The organism is Enterococcus sp. AMC2644 (assembly GCF_058216475.1).
The window spans coordinates 1,925,990-1,943,034 of the sequence record NZ_CM177095.1 but is presented as its reverse complement, the minus strand read 5'-3'; the positions used below and the strand labels follow the sequence as shown (position 1 = coordinate 1,943,034).

The 17,045-nt window shown below is 30.6% G+C and carries 15 protein-coding genes and 1 pseudogene; 4 read left to right on the top strand and 12 right to left on the bottom strand.

Features of this window, described 5'->3' with window-relative positions:
* Window positions 1–11 precede the first annotated feature (11 nt).
* The 3 genes from AC4BC5_RS09410 to AC4BC5_RS09400 all read right to left on the bottom strand — a co-directional run bounded on the left by AC4BC5_RS09410 (window position 12) and on the right by AC4BC5_RS09400 (window position 3,021).
* Window positions 12–344 carry a hypothetical protein gene (locus tag AC4BC5_RS09410; RefSeq protein WP_490495143.1) on the bottom strand — a complete coding sequence of 111 codons (333 nt, stop codon included), beginning with the start codon at window positions 342–344 and terminating at the stop codon, window positions 12–14.
* Window positions 325–474, bottom strand: coding sequence for a hypothetical protein (locus AC4BC5_RS09405; protein WP_490495142.1), 150 nt, complete (start codon window positions 472–474; stop codon window positions 325–327). Before AC4BC5_RS09405 ends, AC4BC5_RS09410 begins: the two co-directional genes overlap by 20 nt.
* Before the next feature lie 156 nt (window positions 475–630).
* A complete protein-coding gene (locus AC4BC5_RS09400) occupies window positions 631–3,021 on the bottom strand; it encodes a DEAD/DEAH box helicase family protein (protein ID WP_490495141.1) in 2,391 nt (796 codons plus the stop codon).
* 141 nt (window positions 3,022–3,162) lie between these two features.
* On the opposite strand from AC4BC5_RS09400, the gene AC4BC5_RS09395 reads away from it, so the two are divergent.
* The gene (locus AC4BC5_RS09395; protein WP_003140845.1) at window positions 3,163–4,482 is read left to right on the top strand and encodes an IS1380 family transposase; all 1,320 of its coding nucleotides are present in this window, start codon (window positions 3,163–3,165) and stop codon (window positions 4,480–4,482) included.
* Between the two features lie 196 nt (window positions 4,483–4,678).
* Here the strand turns inward: AC4BC5_RS09395 and AC4BC5_RS09390 are convergent, their stop codons facing one another.
* Window positions 4,679–5,023: a DEAD/DEAH box helicase family protein gene (locus AC4BC5_RS09390; protein WP_490495140.1), complete on the bottom strand. Its 345-nt coding sequence runs from the start codon at window positions 5,021–5,023 to the stop codon at window positions 4,679–4,681.
* On the bottom strand, window positions 5,016–6,908 hold the full coding sequence (locus AC4BC5_RS09385; RefSeq protein WP_490495139.1) for a DNA methyltransferase: 1,893 nt from the start codon (window positions 6,906–6,908) through the stop codon (window positions 5,016–5,018). The genes AC4BC5_RS09390 and AC4BC5_RS09385 overlap by 8 nt, the downstream gene beginning before the upstream one ends.
* A 528-nt stretch (window positions 6,909–7,436) precedes the next feature.
* Here AC4BC5_RS09385 and AC4BC5_RS09380 point away from each other — a divergent pair.
* Entirely contained in the window at window positions 7,437–8,219 is a 783-nt protein-coding gene (locus AC4BC5_RS09380; protein ID WP_490497532.1) for a helix-turn-helix domain-containing protein, read from the top strand.
* A gap of 56 nt (window positions 8,220–8,275) precedes the next feature.
* Window positions 8,276–9,391 (top strand): annotated as a pseudogene (locus AC4BC5_RS09375) (site-specific integrase); the annotation flags it as partial.
* Between the two features lie 280 nt (window positions 9,392–9,671).
* Here the strand turns inward: AC4BC5_RS09375 and AC4BC5_RS09370 are convergent.
* The 7 genes from AC4BC5_RS09370 to AC4BC5_RS09340 all read right to left on the bottom strand — a co-directional run bounded on the left by AC4BC5_RS09370 (window position 9,672) and on the right by AC4BC5_RS09340 (window position 16,112).
* Window positions 9,672–10,538, bottom strand: coding sequence for a hypothetical protein (locus AC4BC5_RS09370; RefSeq protein WP_490495138.1), 867 nt, complete (start codon window positions 10,536–10,538; stop codon window positions 9,672–9,674).
* Window positions 10,531–11,640 carry an AAA family ATPase gene (locus tag AC4BC5_RS09365; RefSeq protein ID WP_490495137.1) on the bottom strand — a complete coding sequence of 370 codons (1,110 nt, stop codon included), beginning with the start codon at window positions 11,638–11,640 and terminating at the stop codon, window positions 10,531–10,533. The genes AC4BC5_RS09370 and AC4BC5_RS09365 overlap by 8 nt, the downstream gene beginning before the upstream one ends.
* A complete protein-coding gene (locus tag AC4BC5_RS09360) occupies window positions 11,618–13,087 on the bottom strand; it encodes a GmrSD restriction endonuclease domain-containing protein (protein ID WP_490495136.1) in 1,470 nt (489 codons plus the stop codon). Before AC4BC5_RS09360 ends, AC4BC5_RS09365 begins: the two co-directional genes overlap by 23 nt.
* Window positions 13,062–13,364, bottom strand: coding sequence for a helix-turn-helix transcriptional regulator (locus AC4BC5_RS09355; protein ID WP_490495135.1), 303 nt, complete (start codon window positions 13,362–13,364; stop codon window positions 13,062–13,064). Before AC4BC5_RS09355 ends, AC4BC5_RS09360 begins: the two co-directional genes overlap by 26 nt.
* Before the next feature lie 505 nt (window positions 13,365–13,869).
* On the bottom strand, window positions 13,870–14,577 hold the full coding sequence (locus AC4BC5_RS09350; protein WP_490495134.1) for a hypothetical protein: 708 nt from the start codon (window positions 14,575–14,577) through the stop codon (window positions 13,870–13,872).
* 246 nt (window positions 14,578–14,823) lie between these two features.
* Window positions 14,824–15,702: a DNA replication protein DnaD gene (locus tag AC4BC5_RS09345; RefSeq protein WP_490495133.1), complete on the bottom strand. Its 879-nt coding sequence runs from the start codon at window positions 15,700–15,702 to the stop codon at window positions 14,824–14,826.
* 134 nt (window positions 15,703–15,836) lie between these two features.
* Window positions 15,837–16,112 carry a MerR family transcriptional regulator gene (locus AC4BC5_RS09340; RefSeq protein WP_490495132.1) on the bottom strand — a complete coding sequence of 92 codons (276 nt, stop codon included), beginning with the start codon at window positions 16,110–16,112 and terminating at the stop codon, window positions 15,837–15,839.
* A gap of 186 nt (window positions 16,113–16,298) precedes the next feature.
* On the opposite strand from AC4BC5_RS09340, the gene AC4BC5_RS09335 reads away from it, so the two are divergent.
* Entirely contained in the window at window positions 16,299–17,033 is a 735-nt protein-coding gene (locus AC4BC5_RS09335) for a helix-turn-helix domain-containing protein (protein ID WP_490495131.1), read from the top strand.
* Window positions 17,034–17,045: the final 12 nt, after the last annotated feature.

The following is a 17,045-nucleotide window of genomic DNA, read 5'->3' as shown; positions in this document are numbered from 1 at the left end:
TAGTTCCTTTATTAATAGATTTCTATTTCATTATTAAAATTTTGTAATAATGTTAGAAACTCAGTTATATTCATTACTGAATAGCTATGTCGTTTCATTTTTTTGTATAATTCTACGTCTTCAGTTATTAAAGTACAGGATTCCGTTACTGCAGTATCAGCAATAATAGCATCTTTAATGTTATTTTTACTTTCATTTAACATTTGATTATACACAATTCCATTACCCATTCTAGCCATATCTAATCTTGAATAATTAGAGATTACCACTGAAGTAGGTATCAGCTTTGCTCTTAAACTTGCTAATCTAATCATATTAATTATTCTAGTGGCTTTTTTTTTCATCAGGTATTTCACTTAATTCTTCGACTTGAATTGATGTGATAAAATATTCAAATCTATCATGACTACCCTTTAATTGAACATCTATTTCATCTAGTCTATCAAATATATTGCTATCAAACATAATTTTCATATCACTGCTCCGTTCGTTTTTCAAAAAATAATTATATCATTGCACTTTATTTTATAATTCGTATATTTAGTAAACAAAAAATATGATCTAAAGTGTTAATAGCTAGCTTCATTTAAAGACTTTCTATTAACACTAAAATTATTATTATATTATTTCTTACATACTCAACCCTCTAAACTTCCCATCAATCGCAATTTGAGCGAGTTGTTTCATGGTATTTCTACCGTCATTGATCGTGTAGAATTTAAGTCCTTTGATTTTAACGCCATCTATTTCATCTTCAAAGGCTAATTCTGCTTCATGTTCGTTGATATACATCAACAAGTCTTCTTTCCATTGTTGTTCTTCTATTTTACCGCCTTTTGGTTCAATAAAGACTTGTAAGAAAAAGTCGGCATTTTGAAGATATAGTATGAAGTCTGGTTGGAATCCTTCAAAGTGAACGTCTTTAGCGTTAGGGTTAAACTCATGTAGCTTCATGTTTTCACTTTTAGCTGATTCTCTATGCATGTTTTCATCCATACGAATCAAGTAAACTTCTGAATAGTGTTCTTTCAACTCTTGTACCCGTTCCCCAATACGATCAATCAATTGTTTTTCCGTTAAGTTAATAATCGCTGATTCGTACACGAAATAATCATCATCAATCACAAAACGTTGTACTGTTTGAGGGTTTTTATCCATGAACAATTTTGACGTATCATAGTTAGGAATTCGTTTCTTATAATCCGTCACATAGTCTTTTACTGGATAGCCAATGAATTTATTCGTCCCTCTATGACTGTTAAAGTTCTTCTTAATTTTTTGAGCGACTTCTGCTAAATATAACTCAACAATTCTCAACTTTTCTTGTGCGGTTAAATCATAACGAGTCATTTTCATTGGAACGTTTGCGTATATTGTACGATTAGCGATATTAAGCCATTTCTCCCCTAAAAACTCTTCTCTTGAATTTAGTAATGGCATATATTTCTTTAAATTATCGAAATGGAAAAATGTTAAACGATTCATGGCTTTTTCTATAAAACGTCTATCAATTTCAACAGGAACTTGGTGCATATCTGTATAATCTGCATACACCATATCCGCTTTATAGCTTACTTCTTTTGCTGAAGACAACCAATTAATGACAATATCTTCTTGATTATTTAGTGAATATTTGGTTAAACCGTCATAGTAATCATCCGATAACTCAATGGATTGGTTATAATACAATTTCCCGTATTTCCAGACATCAGTTTTCTTGAATTTGGGTTTAACTTTGACATCTAATAAAGGGTTTTTCTTATCTTCTCCCGTTGGTAAGTTCATTTCATCTAAAGCAGCTACCAAGTTCTTCAGATACTGTGGTTCATTGATCGTATGATAATGTAACGTTTCTAAAATCAAACTTGGATTGCTATCATCTTCAAATCGTCTTTGATAAGATTTTTCGCCATCTAATTCAAAAGGATTATACCTTGCCCCACGTCCAATTAATTGGGCTTCAGCCATGGTGGTTTTCTTATCCCCTTTTGTATCTTTATAGTTACTGATTCTGACAATATCATACAGATTTAAAACGTCCCAACCTTCTGTTAACTTCGCTACCGCAAAAACGACACGATATAAGTTATTAGGACTTTCTAAGCTGTTTAACGCTTCATATTGTCCTTTTTCAAGCATTCCTGCCCCTCGATCACTGTCGTTGGCGTTAATAATGCGACTTGGCGAGAACTCACGTTTCATTTCTTTGACAATTTGAGATAAGTCTTCTTTATTTTTCAAGAAATAATCATAGGCAAATCCTAGCGTCTCACTTTGATCTTCAGCGATTACTTTTGCTTGTCTTTCAAGAAACGTTAAAATATAGTCGGGGGTTAACTTGTCAATCAGTTGATTAAACAAGTCGTTTGCTTCATTTGAGGCATCTATTTTTTGTGATTTAAACATAATCACTGGTTTAATATAAGTACCATATAATTCAAAGGCATAACGACGTCTAAACTCACTTAATAACACGACATTCATCATGTTTTCTTCATCCGTGTTGCTTGATTGAATTCGTTTAACATTCTTAGAGTATCTGTCTTGAATAAAACGATCTAAACCGTAACGATATAACACCTTATCTTTATATTTCTCATAGACTTTTTTGTTTTCTAAATCAATAGTCGCCGTAAATTCTAACAACTTATTGTCTTCGTTTGCGTTTAATATGGTATTAATCGCCTTTTCCCATGATTGCTCTGCTTCTTTTTCAGACTTTGTAGAAGCAGAATAATGATGGGCTTCGTCTCCTAAAATAGCGACTTTATTTCTAGCATAATCTTGCGCTCCCATTGAGTTCTCACTTTGTGTGAAAATATCAATCGCAACGGATTGCACACTAGCTAATTTAATGTAAATCGTGTTCTTACTTTGATTTTTCGGAAACTCATCAACTTTTACAATCGACAAACGTTCCCCATCTATTTCAATCACTGGTTGATACAAATACTTATTAGATTGCTTATTCGTTAAGTTATCAATCGTTTTATTTAATACACTGTTACCTGAATAATTCATACTTTGACTTCAAACCGTCTGAAACTGCCTAACGGCAGTCTTCATTTACTTTTTCATTTTCACCTGTTAAGTGATGCAAAAAGAACCCCATTCTGATATGGTAAAGGTGTCGAAACCAACCATAAGAAAGGAGTTCTTCTCATGACTAGCTTACACAAAAACCAGGTAAAATTCAATTCAAATTTGACTATTTCACATACAGGTGGTCGCTTATCGAGTGATTCGGGTTTGGTCTTAGTTAAAGAGGTGATGAATACCTTCGACTTTTCACACGTAGCTAAACAGTGGCTCCATATTAAAGACAAACGTGTTTACTTCACACATGATAACTTAGCGATATTAGAACAACTCATTATGCAGTTAATTGCTGGGTACTCGGCAGACTCATCAGCTAATCTATTAAGACAGGATCCAGTCTTTCAAGCTGTACTCGGTAAAAAAGAGTTGGCCTCACAATCGTCAATCTCACGGTTTTTAGATCGTTTCACCGAGGAGAACATGGATCAACTCCAAGCATTAAATCAGTCGCTGATTGATAAAGCGCGTTTGATTCGCAATGACACCGAGTTAATCATTGATGTCGATTCCACACATTCGGATACCTTTGGACGCCAAGAACAAACAGATTATAATGCCCATTATCAAACCTACGGCTATCACCCATTAGTTGCATTTGACGGATTGACCGGAGATTTCCTAAAAGCTGAACTGCGTTCAGGCAATCAGTACACGTCTAAAGGGGTAAAAGCCTTTATCGACCCGCTGTTACACCACTACAAGAGCACGTTACCTCATACCGAGATATTGGTTCGGGGTGACAGCGGCTTCGCCACACCAGAGGTGTATGAATCTTGTGAAGCAACTGAAAGCCAGTACGTTATCCGATTAAAGAGCAATCGGAGGTTAAGTCAGTTAGCTGAACACTCTGTTCTTTATGGGGATAATAAAAAATGGGAAGACCGAGAAATACAGTATTTTTCACTCCCTTATCAAGCACAATCCTGGTCAAAACCCCGTCGCGTTTGTATTCGATCAATCCGTGAAGCAGGAGAGCTTCTTTTTCACCACGCATTCATTGTGACGAATCTATCCGATAATGTCTCGCCTGAAGTCATATTCTCTCTTTACGGCAAGCGTGGAACAATGGAAAATTTCATCAAAGAAGCGAAATCAGGCTTTTATTTTGACAAAACAGATAGTCCGCGTTTCCTGGAAAATCATGTCAGAATGATGATCAGTGTCCTGGCTTACAACCTCGTCAATTTTTTAAAGACCATTGGATTTGAACAAGTGAATCGGGGGATGACGATTCATTCTATACGATTGACATTGCTTAAAGTTGCCGGAAAACTCGTTAAAACAGGTAGACAAGTCTATCTCAAACTGTCGAGTTATCATGTGTATCAAACTGAATTTTATAAGGTTTTTGAACGCCTACGGCGATCTAGGCAATGGATTTAGGCTAGTTATCGTAAAAATTTTTAACCTATTTTTCCAAGGGATCAGTCTGCCCTTAAATAGACAAATAATTTTTATTATAGCCTTCTTCCGTATATATCCTGTTCGAAAACACATTATTTTGGAAGAATGTATCTGCCTAATTTAAATATAGGCACTTTGTTCAAAAAAATAGCTTAAATTTAGAGCTATGAATTATTCAGGTGTTAGTATTCACAATAAATAGAAAGTTTTGATAACTATGTTCTTGATATAAATACAAGATTAACCCCGCCATCAAATCTGTTTTCCCTGAGCCCGTTGCCATGTTAAACAACGCATGATTAATTCTTCGGTACTCAAAGACTTTATTCGTCATGGTGTAATGGAAATAACGTAAGGCAGACTCCTGATAATCACGAAATGTATGCACCATATTTTCAGCTAAATAAGTTGGTGTGGTCCATCCTAATTCATCATTTAGTAAGCTATGATCCAGTTGAACGAGTTCATCATATAAAGGCAGTGATAATGGTTTAAACGTCTCTTTCGTTTTCTTAGCCATCTTGATTCACTTCCTTGTAGAAACTCTGATTAAAGGCATAATCTGAATCAGACACTAATTCTCGAACGTGCGCATCATCTATTTCTGAATAGTTGAAATACAACTGATTTTTATCTAGTATTTTAATCAATGTCTTCTTTTGTTCTTCAAGTGAATGTTCCCATAACGTTGCCTTAACCACTTCTAAATCTACTCTAAAATCAATATCAGGTGATTGACTCATTCGCTCAAAAACAACTTGTAGTTCTTGCATGGTGTCAGCTTCAATAATTTCTTTTAAGAAACCTGTGTTCTTTTCCATTAATTCAGCATAGATGAATGAACCACCACCTTGCCAATCAACCTCTTTAGAAATCCCACCTTGTTCTCCTTCAATGACTTTTTGAAGTCTAAGAACTGAAACGGTATTAATATGGTCCATTTGTTCAATTCCAATAAAACGACGGTTCATTTTCATAGCTACGGCTTGGGTTGTCGCCGAACCCATGAAGAAATCTAAAACTAAGTCACCTTCATTTGAACCTATATGAAGAATTCGTTGTAGTAGTTTTTCTGGTTTTGGTGTAGCAAATACATTCTCTCCAAATAATTTATTTAATCCCTGTGTAGCCTCTTGATTATGTCCAACTTCTTCGTAATCCCAAATAGACTGAGGAGTAGCTGTTTGCTTTACATCTGATAAAAATCTTTTCAGTCTTGGAACTGAATCACCATTAGGGCCAAACCAAACTCTATTATCTTCTACTAATTTTTGAAAACTCTCTTTAGAAGTTCTCCATGACCTTCCAGAAGGTGGATTAATTATTTTCCCAGATGGAGTAGTTATCGGATAATCATCTTTTGCATTATAAGTTCTAACCGAAATATCACCTGATGTCCATGGTCCTCTTGGATCATTATCGGGATTCTTATATCGACTGTTCATTGCTTCCGTTCTCGGTAAACCATTGATTACAAATTCTTCTTTAGTTTTCCCAAACACCAATATATGGTCATGCATATCAGAAAAATATCTTGCATCATTTTGAGGAGAAAATTTCTTTTTCCAAATTATATTAGAAATGAAATTTTCTCTTCCAAAAATGGAATCACATAAAATTTTTAAATAATGGCTTTCATCATCATCTATATTTATCCAAATACTTCCATCTTCTGTTAAAAATTCCCTAGCAATTTCTAAACGATTCTTCATAAATGTTAGCCATGCTGAATGATTAAATCTATCATTATATTGGAAACTATCATTCCCAGTATTATAAGGTGGGTCTATATAGATTAATTTAACCTTTCCTGCATAACGTTCTTTTAAACTATGAAGAGCTAATAGATTGTTGCCTTTTATAATTAGATTATCATCTTCTGTTATATCAGAAACATCATGCTCACTCTCAGCATCATATTTTTTAGCGTTAACTAATAATTTTTTATCTAACAGAACATCAATTTCTTCTTTTGCAACCACTTCATTAAGAAATGGTTCATCAGGTCTCAAATCATCTTTCGCTAGGTCTTCTTTAGTCATTCCAGCTTTTATCACCGTATCTTTATAAGGGAAATCTAACACGACTTCTGTTGCTTCATCAATAAATTTCCCATTAGCTGTTAACCCAATTTTTTTTGAATACTTTGTATAAGAATCTTGCCAATAGTCATTCGTTTCAAATAATTCTACTAATTTGTTTACATTAAAAATAATGGCATCATTGATAGCCATTGTAAAATTACTTTTCACAACGTCATCTGACAACATTTTTGTCATTAATTCTTTATCATAGTTATCTAAGTCCTGAATCACTTTTTGCTTATTGATGATCTCACCAATAAAATATTTATCACCAAACATCAGCAACACTGATTTGATGGCTTGGTTTATTTTTGTTTCCATAATTCCTCCTCAAAAACACTTAATTGCTTTGATTATATCATTATTTTGATAGTTATTGAGAGTTCTTGATAACAAATTTATTAACAAATAAATATACTTATCCTTAATACTATGACCATTTTTTATCTATGAACTATTAAATAGTAAAAAAGACTAGAAAATAAGTTCTAGCCTCTCTTTATCATTGAATATAATTCACATAAAACTCTTCTAAACTATCAACATCTTGTTGCCACAATAATTTTTTACTTCGTTCCAGGCTATTTTCTAAATTTCTTAAATCTGATATATTCACTTCGATAGCTGAAATATTATATGTATCATATATATATTGGACTACCCGTAGTAATGAGTTTATCAATATCTTTGAATATTTCTGGATACTCACACCTAACTTTATACTTAAATGATTCTAATACTTTGATATTTGCGATTTGGAGTAACTTTTCTGTCTGTTTTGAATTATTACTCGTTTCCTCTGTTAATTCATACGCTGACTTAACAAAGCCTTCAATATAGGAATATTCCATTACAGAATCAAATTTCCCATCTTTTTCTATTAATCCTAATGAAAATTTAAAAAAGGTACAATTAAGAAGAAAATTAAAAGATCTCAGGAATAAGAATCAACTCATATTAGAAGAATTAGCTAGCGAAATTGGTATGTCATATATGAGTTTATCAAGGTTTGAAACAGGAAAAAGAATTCCTAGTGATAAGACATTAAAAAAAATCGCAAATTTTTACGATATTCCTGTCAGCTATTTTTTAGAACAAGATTACTTTACTTATGATGATTATGGTATAAACATTATTAAATTAAATAATGTTTATGATGACTTTATTCTTGCTTTTCCAACAGGGACAGATGACAAATATAACACTTATCGTTTAAAGTTTTCAGGGATAAAAAACGAATATTTACATATATATCAAGAAATTGGGGAATATTCACTAACTGGAATAGGATACCAATTCCTTGATATAGATCAAAAAAATGCGATGGATTTAGTATTAGAGATATATGAAAAAGCTCGAGTTATTTACGATAAAATTACCAGTTTAATAATCTACACGTCTATTAATAATTCACAAGAGATTGAAACAATAATATTTGATAATACAATTAATGAAGAACAAATACTTGAAGATTTTAGTGATAATATTGATTATACTAATATTATTTTTGGTAATAACGATACAATTTTCCTTAATACATTCATTGAAAATACATTTAATAAGACCATTGCTTTAAATTATGGTGTTTTAGACTATGATTATTTAAAAAAATTATATAGCAATAAGCATTAAAATAATTGATTCTTCAAATAACTTCTCTACCTGCAAAATGAAGTAAAGGAGAGAATCAATATGGCGACAAATACTGGGGATTTGAAACTTATTTAGGGAAAGATCCTCGAACTGGGAAAGATATTAGGACCAAAAGAAGACGTTTCAAGACGAAAGCTGAAGCTCAAAGTGCTTTAAATAAGCTTCTAGTTGAGTACAAGGAACAAGAAGAATTCCATATCAATGTCACAACGTTTGAAGAGTTATATGAATTATGGATAGATAACTATCGAATGAGAGTTAAACCCTCTTCTGTGGCTGTTGCACAACGTTTCTGTAAGAATCATATCCTACCCGCTTTCGGTAAAATGAAACTAGATAAAATTACAGTTAGCTATTGTCAGCAACAAGTCAATAAGTGGCATGGAAAATTGAAGCAATATGCTTTTCTTAGAAAAACTACCGCCCAAATATTCAAGTTTGGCGTAGCTATGGAAGTCTGTAAAAGTAATCCAATGTCTAAAACCTTACTCCCTAGAAAAATTGAAGAAGAACAACCGATTAAGTTTTATACAAAAGATCAGTTAGTTTTATTCTTAGATAATGTTCAAAAGAATAATAGTACAAAACTATATACTTTCTTTCGCCTACTAGCCTTCACAGGTATGCGTAAAAGCGAAGGTTTAGCCCTTCAGTGGGAAGATATAGATTTCTTCAATAAAACCCTTAAAATCGGTAAAACCGTCGCTCAGGACGAATTCCAGAAGGTAGTCCTACAAGTTCCAAAAACAAATAGTTCCACCAGAACAATTAAACTAGATGATTTAACGCTTAAACAGTTAAGAATCTGGAAACAAGAACAAATGGAAACAATGATAATGTATGGGTACAATACCAACTCACCCGAACAGTTTGTTTTTACCACTAAGGATAATAATTTATATTACCCTCAGGCTGTAAATGACTGGCTAAATTGGATTTACAAAAAATCTCCAATGGATTTACAAATTACCCCTCATGGATTTAGACATACTCATTATAGTTTGCTATTTGAAAGTGGTGCTTCTATCAAAGAAGTTCAAGAACGTTTAGGACATAAAGATATAAAAACAACTATGAATATCTATGCTCACGTCACACCACAATCCATCAAAGAAACTGGGAATCGATTTGCTAAATTCATGGGAATGTAACTCAAACGTACCCAAAAGCGTATCTAAAACGATTTTAGACAAAAAGAAAAAGCTCTAAACGCTGATTTAACAACGTTTAGAGCTTATATATAGAAACTAGCCCACACTACTTTCCATTAGATTTTTTAGTCATCAATGGATAGCAATAGTTATTAAATCAATACTTATTTATTTCATTTTTATTAATTATAATGAATGATGTTCAACTAAATTAAACTAAATAGCATTTAATTTGGCATTAACTTTTTGAGGAGCTATTTCAGAAATTTATACAAACTTCCTATATATGATCACCAATGTGATAAATAACTATTTTTCCACCATTAAAAGAATCAATTCCAAAAGAAAAATAAATGCGATCTTGTTTTTCTTTTTCTTTTCCAAATGTGTTAAATTTTGTATGACACTCACAATTTATTTTTTCGCCTAAATCAGATTTAAAAACTAATTTTTCCGCTTTAGCCCTACTACTTTCAGGGCTACAATTTATACTTGAATACTCTTCAAATTTTTTACATTTTACAATATTTGATTCATGATAATTTATTTTATCAATATCAAAATATAAATCTAATGCTGTTAAATGTTGAACTATTTCTGGCAAAATAATACTAAATTCATTATTTAATGTTCTTAAAGATGATAAAATATTTTGATGAAAATATAAATTAGGAAATAACAGTGGTAATACCTCTACAAATTCTTTTTGATCAAAACATTTTTCTAAATACCATCTTCTCAATCTATAAAACCTAGTTAGTGAAGAAACCATATGAATCTCATCATCTGTATCATCCTTAATAAATAAAAATTGGTTTAGATAATCATGGTAATCCGAATTCTTACTCATCTGTTTTTTCAAAATCGATTCAAATTCATCATACTCCTCAATACTAATCTCTGTCGCTTTCTCTATTCCATGATAAAATTCTCTCTTTAATTCTACTAACTCAGGCGGATTCTTATCATATAACCACTCATAAAAATAGTTATTACCCACCTGAAATTCCCAAATTCCATTATTTTTTCTATTTGAAAAACCATGTTCACTAAGTTTATCCATTAACTCCAGAATTGATTTTAATTTATCTTTCGAGTTTCCTTCGGCTAGCGTATTAAAAATATCTGTTGAAATTATACTATTCATTTTTTCTCCTTATCAACCTCATCATTCTTAAATCATTCTCTTGTTGATCAAAAAAATTATCTGGCCATTCTAAAAGCTCCATTTCTTCATTTAGTGTTATTTTTTTTACGTTAGTATTAGAATCATTTATTGAGAAAAAATTTATAGTTAAATCATCTGAAGAAATTTTTTGTTTTAAATAATGTAGTCTCATACCATTTATTACATGTTCACTATGAGTCTCTACGATTACTTGTCGTTTTGATGACGATACTTGCGCTAAAAATTGTCCAAGTAAAGACTGACCTTTTGGATGAAGATGTGCTTCAGGATTCTCAATAATAATTAGTGAGTCATCTTTAGACGTTAGACATGTTAATATTATGGGAAGCACATAAGATAGCCCAAATCCTACATTATTTAATGAAACATAATCCATATCATGTTTACTTTGTTTCACTTCTAATTTAACCAATCTTAATGCACTATCTAGTTTAGAACTAAATTCTACACTATCAAAAAAAGTATTTATCCAATTTTCCGTTTGTTTTATCAAGGTTTTTTCAGCCTTTTTTTCTGTACCTGGATATAATAACTGATCGTCTACTATCATTTCTGAAAACTTATTTAAAATATGAAAAGAATTCTCACCTCTAATTCCACAATTATCAATTCCATAACTGTCAATTACTTGATAGTTTCTAGGGCCAAATCTTTCAGCTGACAAATAATAAAAATTTCCTTTAAATATATTAGTATTCTCATTGTTAACAATTTCTGTCATATCGGTTTGTATCATCAAAGAATCTCCACTCTTTGCAGTAATTTCCATGTTTTTTCCATTGATTCCTAATTCAAAATACTTATTACTACCCGTTATTATTTTTTCGTAAGTTCCTAATTCCAATCCGTACAATTCACTATTTAGATATGTTTCACTTAAGATATTTCCATTTTTTTTATAATTATCATATAAAAGTTTAGTTAATAAAATTGATTGTATGGCAGTAGATTTCCCTACAGAATTCACGCCTGAAAAAACATTTAATTGACTTAAACTAATTGATGTTTCGTTTATATAACTTTTTAACCCATTAATTTTAATTGTTGATAATTGATTCATCTAGCAAAACCTCCAGTAATTCACTCATAATAATATATGAATTATTTATTTTAACAATTTCATTGGTACCGGTACTAAGTGAGTCATTTATTAATTCATTTTTTATTTTAAAATCATCAATAGCATCATTCCAAAATACGCTGTCTTTATTGTTAAAGAACTCGTCACGAGCAATCAGTTTTTCTTTAATATCATATTCGTTTTTCACTTCTAATTCATAAGCGTTTCTAGAAACTGATAAAAATAAAGCTTTATTAATCACTTGAGTTCTCTTAAATCCCTTATCTCCAAAAATAGTATATGTATTTTTCATTGATGTTGTAAAATCATTAAAAATATTATTTACAAAATTTTCTTTTGATGAATAATATTTATTCAGCACTTCTATTACCTCATCCAAAAACGTTGCCATTACACCTTTATATTGAATTGCATATTTAAATGAATTATCTATTAAGTAGAATCCAATGAAACGAAGTACCAACTCTTGATCAGCAAACCTTGTATCTTTTACTGAAAAACCAGTTGCCTCCTTAAATATTTTCAAATCAGCAAGTTTTCTTAATAGTTTACGTGTGTCAGCTGTTGCCATTGCATTTCTCATTTCTTGTCGATTTAATGGTTTTCCACCTGTATTTATTCTTCGAAAAATATCATATTTTGCTTGTTCAGGAGTTCTTGAATCAACTACGTTAAAATTTAGCATGGTATTCTTAATCCGTCGAACATATTTTTCTGGTAAATATCTTTCTTTATTATTTTTAGCTTTTCCTTCTTCTTCTGATAAGTAAAATTTACCTCCACACTCAGACTCTAGATATTCTAAATTTTTTAATCTAAATTCATTATTCAAATAAGAATTTAATACTGTAAGTCTTTGAAGACCATCTAATACATGGTAAATTCCATCCTCATCCTCAGATAAGTAAAAAACAGGTAACGGAATTCTTAATAAAATCGATTCGATTAACCTTGATTTTCTTGTAATATCTGTCCAAACAAATTTTCTTTGAAAATCAGGATTTAAATCAATCTCACTACTTCCAATTTTTTGAACTGTCTCAGAAATAGTAAATTGTTTTTGATCAACTCTAATTAGATTAGGATCATAAGGTTTCATCTCATTTTTTGAATATTCTGAGTCATCATCCTCTTCTTCTTCTCCCATTGTTTCTTCTTTTAATTTTTTTTCTGTATAGGCTTTATCAAATTCTTGTCTAATTATATCAACATCATCTAATATATTGTCACCAAATTCAATTTCAACACTGAATGTTTCACGTTCTGAATCCTGAATTACTATAATTTCTCTTTTATCCAAGTACTCATTTTTTAAATTATAATATGAATTTTGATCAGAGAAAGCATCATCTTTAACAAAGTGTACATCTATTTGTTCTCTTATACCGTTCTTAGTTACTTTAATTCCAATTGTCAATTTTTCCATCGCTTTTTTCCCCTATCCTATTATCAAATTTTGGTATAAAGATTTCTTTATATTCAACTTTTAAAATTGTAATTAATGCATTAAGTTGCTCCAATTTAATATGCTGTTTACCACTCTCAATTTTAACAAGTGTTTCCCTTGTAATATCAACGTCCATCAATTGTAATTGTTTAACCAACTCAGTCTGTCCAATCCCTTTTTCAAGACGAATTCGTCTTATATCACTCCCAATTATATTATCATTATCTATAATTTTCTCTTCCCTCAAGATTAACACACTTTCTGGACTAAAATTAGTCCTTTTTTATTAATCTTAGAGAATTAATATGTTACAATGGGACTAATACTAGTCCACTTAAAGGAGAAGATTATGACTTACAATGATATTAAAATTTTTGAGAAAAAAAGATACTCTAGAGTAGTTTTTTCAAAGATTATTATTTCTTTAATTATTGCTTTTTTACCTATATCAAATCCTTATAATTCAAAAATAGGAATTATATTTCTTACTTAGCTACTTCTATTATTTATACTTGTTTTGCTATATCTAAAAACTACTTTTCTAGTATTCCTTGTTCCACTAATCTTTGTTTATCTTGATAGCATTACAAAGCAAGGTTACATTTCAAGTAAAACATACATGTACACCAATGTATTTCTACTACTTTTACCTTTTTTATACGATACTTACAATTTAATATCGCTCGTAATAATGAAAATGAGAGAAAAGAAGCAAAGATAGTTTATTTTATCTTCGCTTCTTTCTCTCTTATTTTTGTTTATTATTTCTCGTAATCATCTAATATATCAACTAAGTCAAACCAATCATCATCAGAAAAATGATAATCTAGATTAAGTTGCATTCGTCTCAAGTTTTCATAATATTTGAGTAATCGATTGGAAAATTCTGTTAACCTCTCATCACTTAGATTCTTAATGAAGTCACTGTTTAAGTAACGCCAGAGGTACTCTTCTATTTCTTCATCTTGATATTTAGATTCTTGAATCATTTCAGTTATAAAAACCAACGAATCATGTATATTCTGATAAACATCTTGAAGCAATACAAATTTAGGAATAGGCAGATGATTTTCCTCATATGCTTTTATTATTTTTACAACTTCATCTTCTGTCAAATCATTACTAGTAAAATGAAAAGCTAATTTTTCTAACCGATCATATTCTTTTTCCATCAATCCATAAATTTCATCCATTCTTCTTTCAAGATGTTCTACTTCTAAATCACTATAAAATTTTTCTGAATTAATTCTTCGAACTATGGAATTTATATTTTTTCCAATGTATTTTACCTCTCTATATAACTTCCTATAAACAGACATATCTACATTCAACATAATATAAGAATTAGCAGAATCTATTAGAAATGCTGATATCGTTGCGTATCCAAATAGTTTGGTTTTTTCCTTAATATATTCTTTCTCTTTAGGGTCTAAAGATATCTGTAAATACGTCTTTTTTCTTTTAGTCATTTCCATTCTCCTTTCGAGTAAAACGACAAAAATATTACTTAAATTTCATCTAAAATTTGAACTATATTTCAACGGTTTTAGGTGTAACCTAACAAGAAAAAAATCTTTGATTTTTGGGTTTGTCATGACAAACCCGTTGCTTGCCCTTTTAATAAAGCAGGAACAGTGTCATTCTCTATTTCTTATTTTTGGGATAAAACAGAGATAAAAAATACTATTCCTGTTTTCTATAATTTTGTAAAAATTTTAGCTCTGAACAAAATTTAATTTTCTTTCATTATGAACAGTTTTGACTAGTGATTCCCAATACTCTGTATAGGATTTATTTAAATAAGCAAAAATATTTATATTCTCTCTAGATATCATTTTTTTTGCCAATGTCTCTAAAACTCTTTCCAGCATTTGATGGGTTAATAATTCATATTTAGAAGAGTCAATCATCACTCCTGTTTTTCTCTGTACTGACGATTTAGTTTGAGATAGTAATTTGAATATTTGTACTTGTTCTTCTTCTGAGAACGTATCAACTCTATCCATAATAATTTCCTTAGATTTTGGATCTAAGAAACTAGCACTCATTGTTTTTTGAAGTTCGCTTCTCCTAATCTTATCTAACCTTAACTTACCTACACTATCCTTTTCTAATCTTTCCTTACCTTGACTTTCCTGACCTAACCTTACCTGTGGCTCCAACTGGTTGTCACTTGGTATACCAAAAATCTTCTCATAAATCTCCGGTTTCAATTCTTCCTGTTGTATAGATTTATTAAATTGCTCTAAACTTAGTTTTTTTAACTTAGAGATACTATCAGGGTATTTATTCAATAATGTATTTCTATGAATTGATGGTTTATATCTATCCGCCCTTAATTGTTGATTTATTAACCAATGAGGTAGAAATGCCAACCAATCATCATTTAGAAATACTATAAATTCTTTTTGACATAGAATTTTTATATCATCTTCTGGTGTGTTTAACATTTGAGAGTATGCATAGGCTTCTACAATTCCATCATCGTCAGCATTAACATTCAAATAAAAATATAATAGTTTTGCGGAATCAGACATCTTCATAAAACTAGCATTGTTAACAAATTGTTTGGACATCATTCTTCTTTCTGCCACTAACTTCTCCATTCCAAAGTATCAACATCATTGAAATAACAATAAAAAAATGCTATATTCCAATTGTAAATACTTTTGTATTTATTTTTTGTAAATACGAGTACTGTTTATGCCGCCAAGCTAAGAACAGTGCTCTATTTTTGTTTAGACAATAAAAATTTTGATACTTCTTTTTTTGAATATAAATTCCTCCCTCCAATTACAATCATTGGTATACCTTCATCGACGTATGACCTTAATGTATTTGAACTAACTCCAACCCAACTAGACATTTCTTTTTGGTTCAAAAATTCCTTGTCTGTTCCAGCATTATGAATCGCTTGTTGCACCGCTTCATTCGTTAATTCAAAAATATACCTCTGTAATTCTTTTGTCTGAGTTTCATTAAGCATAACTTGAAATCCTGACATTTTTACCATTCCTTTCTTTATTAATTTCTGAGTAGCTCCTCAAAAAAGTACAGCGAAATCTGTACATACTAAATTTAACACCTTAGAAGTTAGACGTCAACAAAAATTCCAGTTTTTACTGTACTATGCTATCATTATTGTTTATTTCTATGTATAATTATCTTTGAGAGGAGAATTTGATACTATATGAGCCTTATTGACAACAAAGAAGTTGGAAAAAGAATAAAAAAGATTCGTACACAATCCTTTAAGAAAAAAATGACTCAAACAGAGTTTGGTCAACTTGTTACACCCCCTGTGAAAAAAAGTTCGGTTCGAAATTGGGAGAGTGGAGATAACTTACCTAGCAACGAAAGATTAAAGCAAATTGCTGATATAGGTAGTGTTACTACAGATTACTTACTCTTCGGTAAAGAAAAATTTGGTATTGGAGAACGCCTAAAAAAACAAAGGGAAGCTGTCAATTTATCTAAAGAAGAATTGGCAAGATATGTTTCTCCTTCAATTAAGGTTGACACTATAGACTCTTGGGAAAATGAAATAACATTTCCATCAATGAAAGAATTGCGAAGAATCGCTGATTTACTTCATACTCACTATTTATATTTTTTAACTGGAGAAAGACGTCAATATGAAACAGATGCTTATCATATTAGTCCGTATAAATACTTAGATGAGGTAGAAAATGAATTAGATAATTATAATTTCACATCGGATTATCGTATTCAATTAGATAGAGATTCAGAAATATTTATGCAAAGTCGTTTATTGAGTATTAAAAGCCCCGAAATGTACAAGTACGTTATCAATCTTTTACAGCACATCAACTATATTAGCTTGGGTAATTTTGATAAAGAATCAGAGTACCAAAATATTATTAACTGTATTGACCATATTTTTGATTCGTTAGAAGATAAATAATTTTTAACTCCT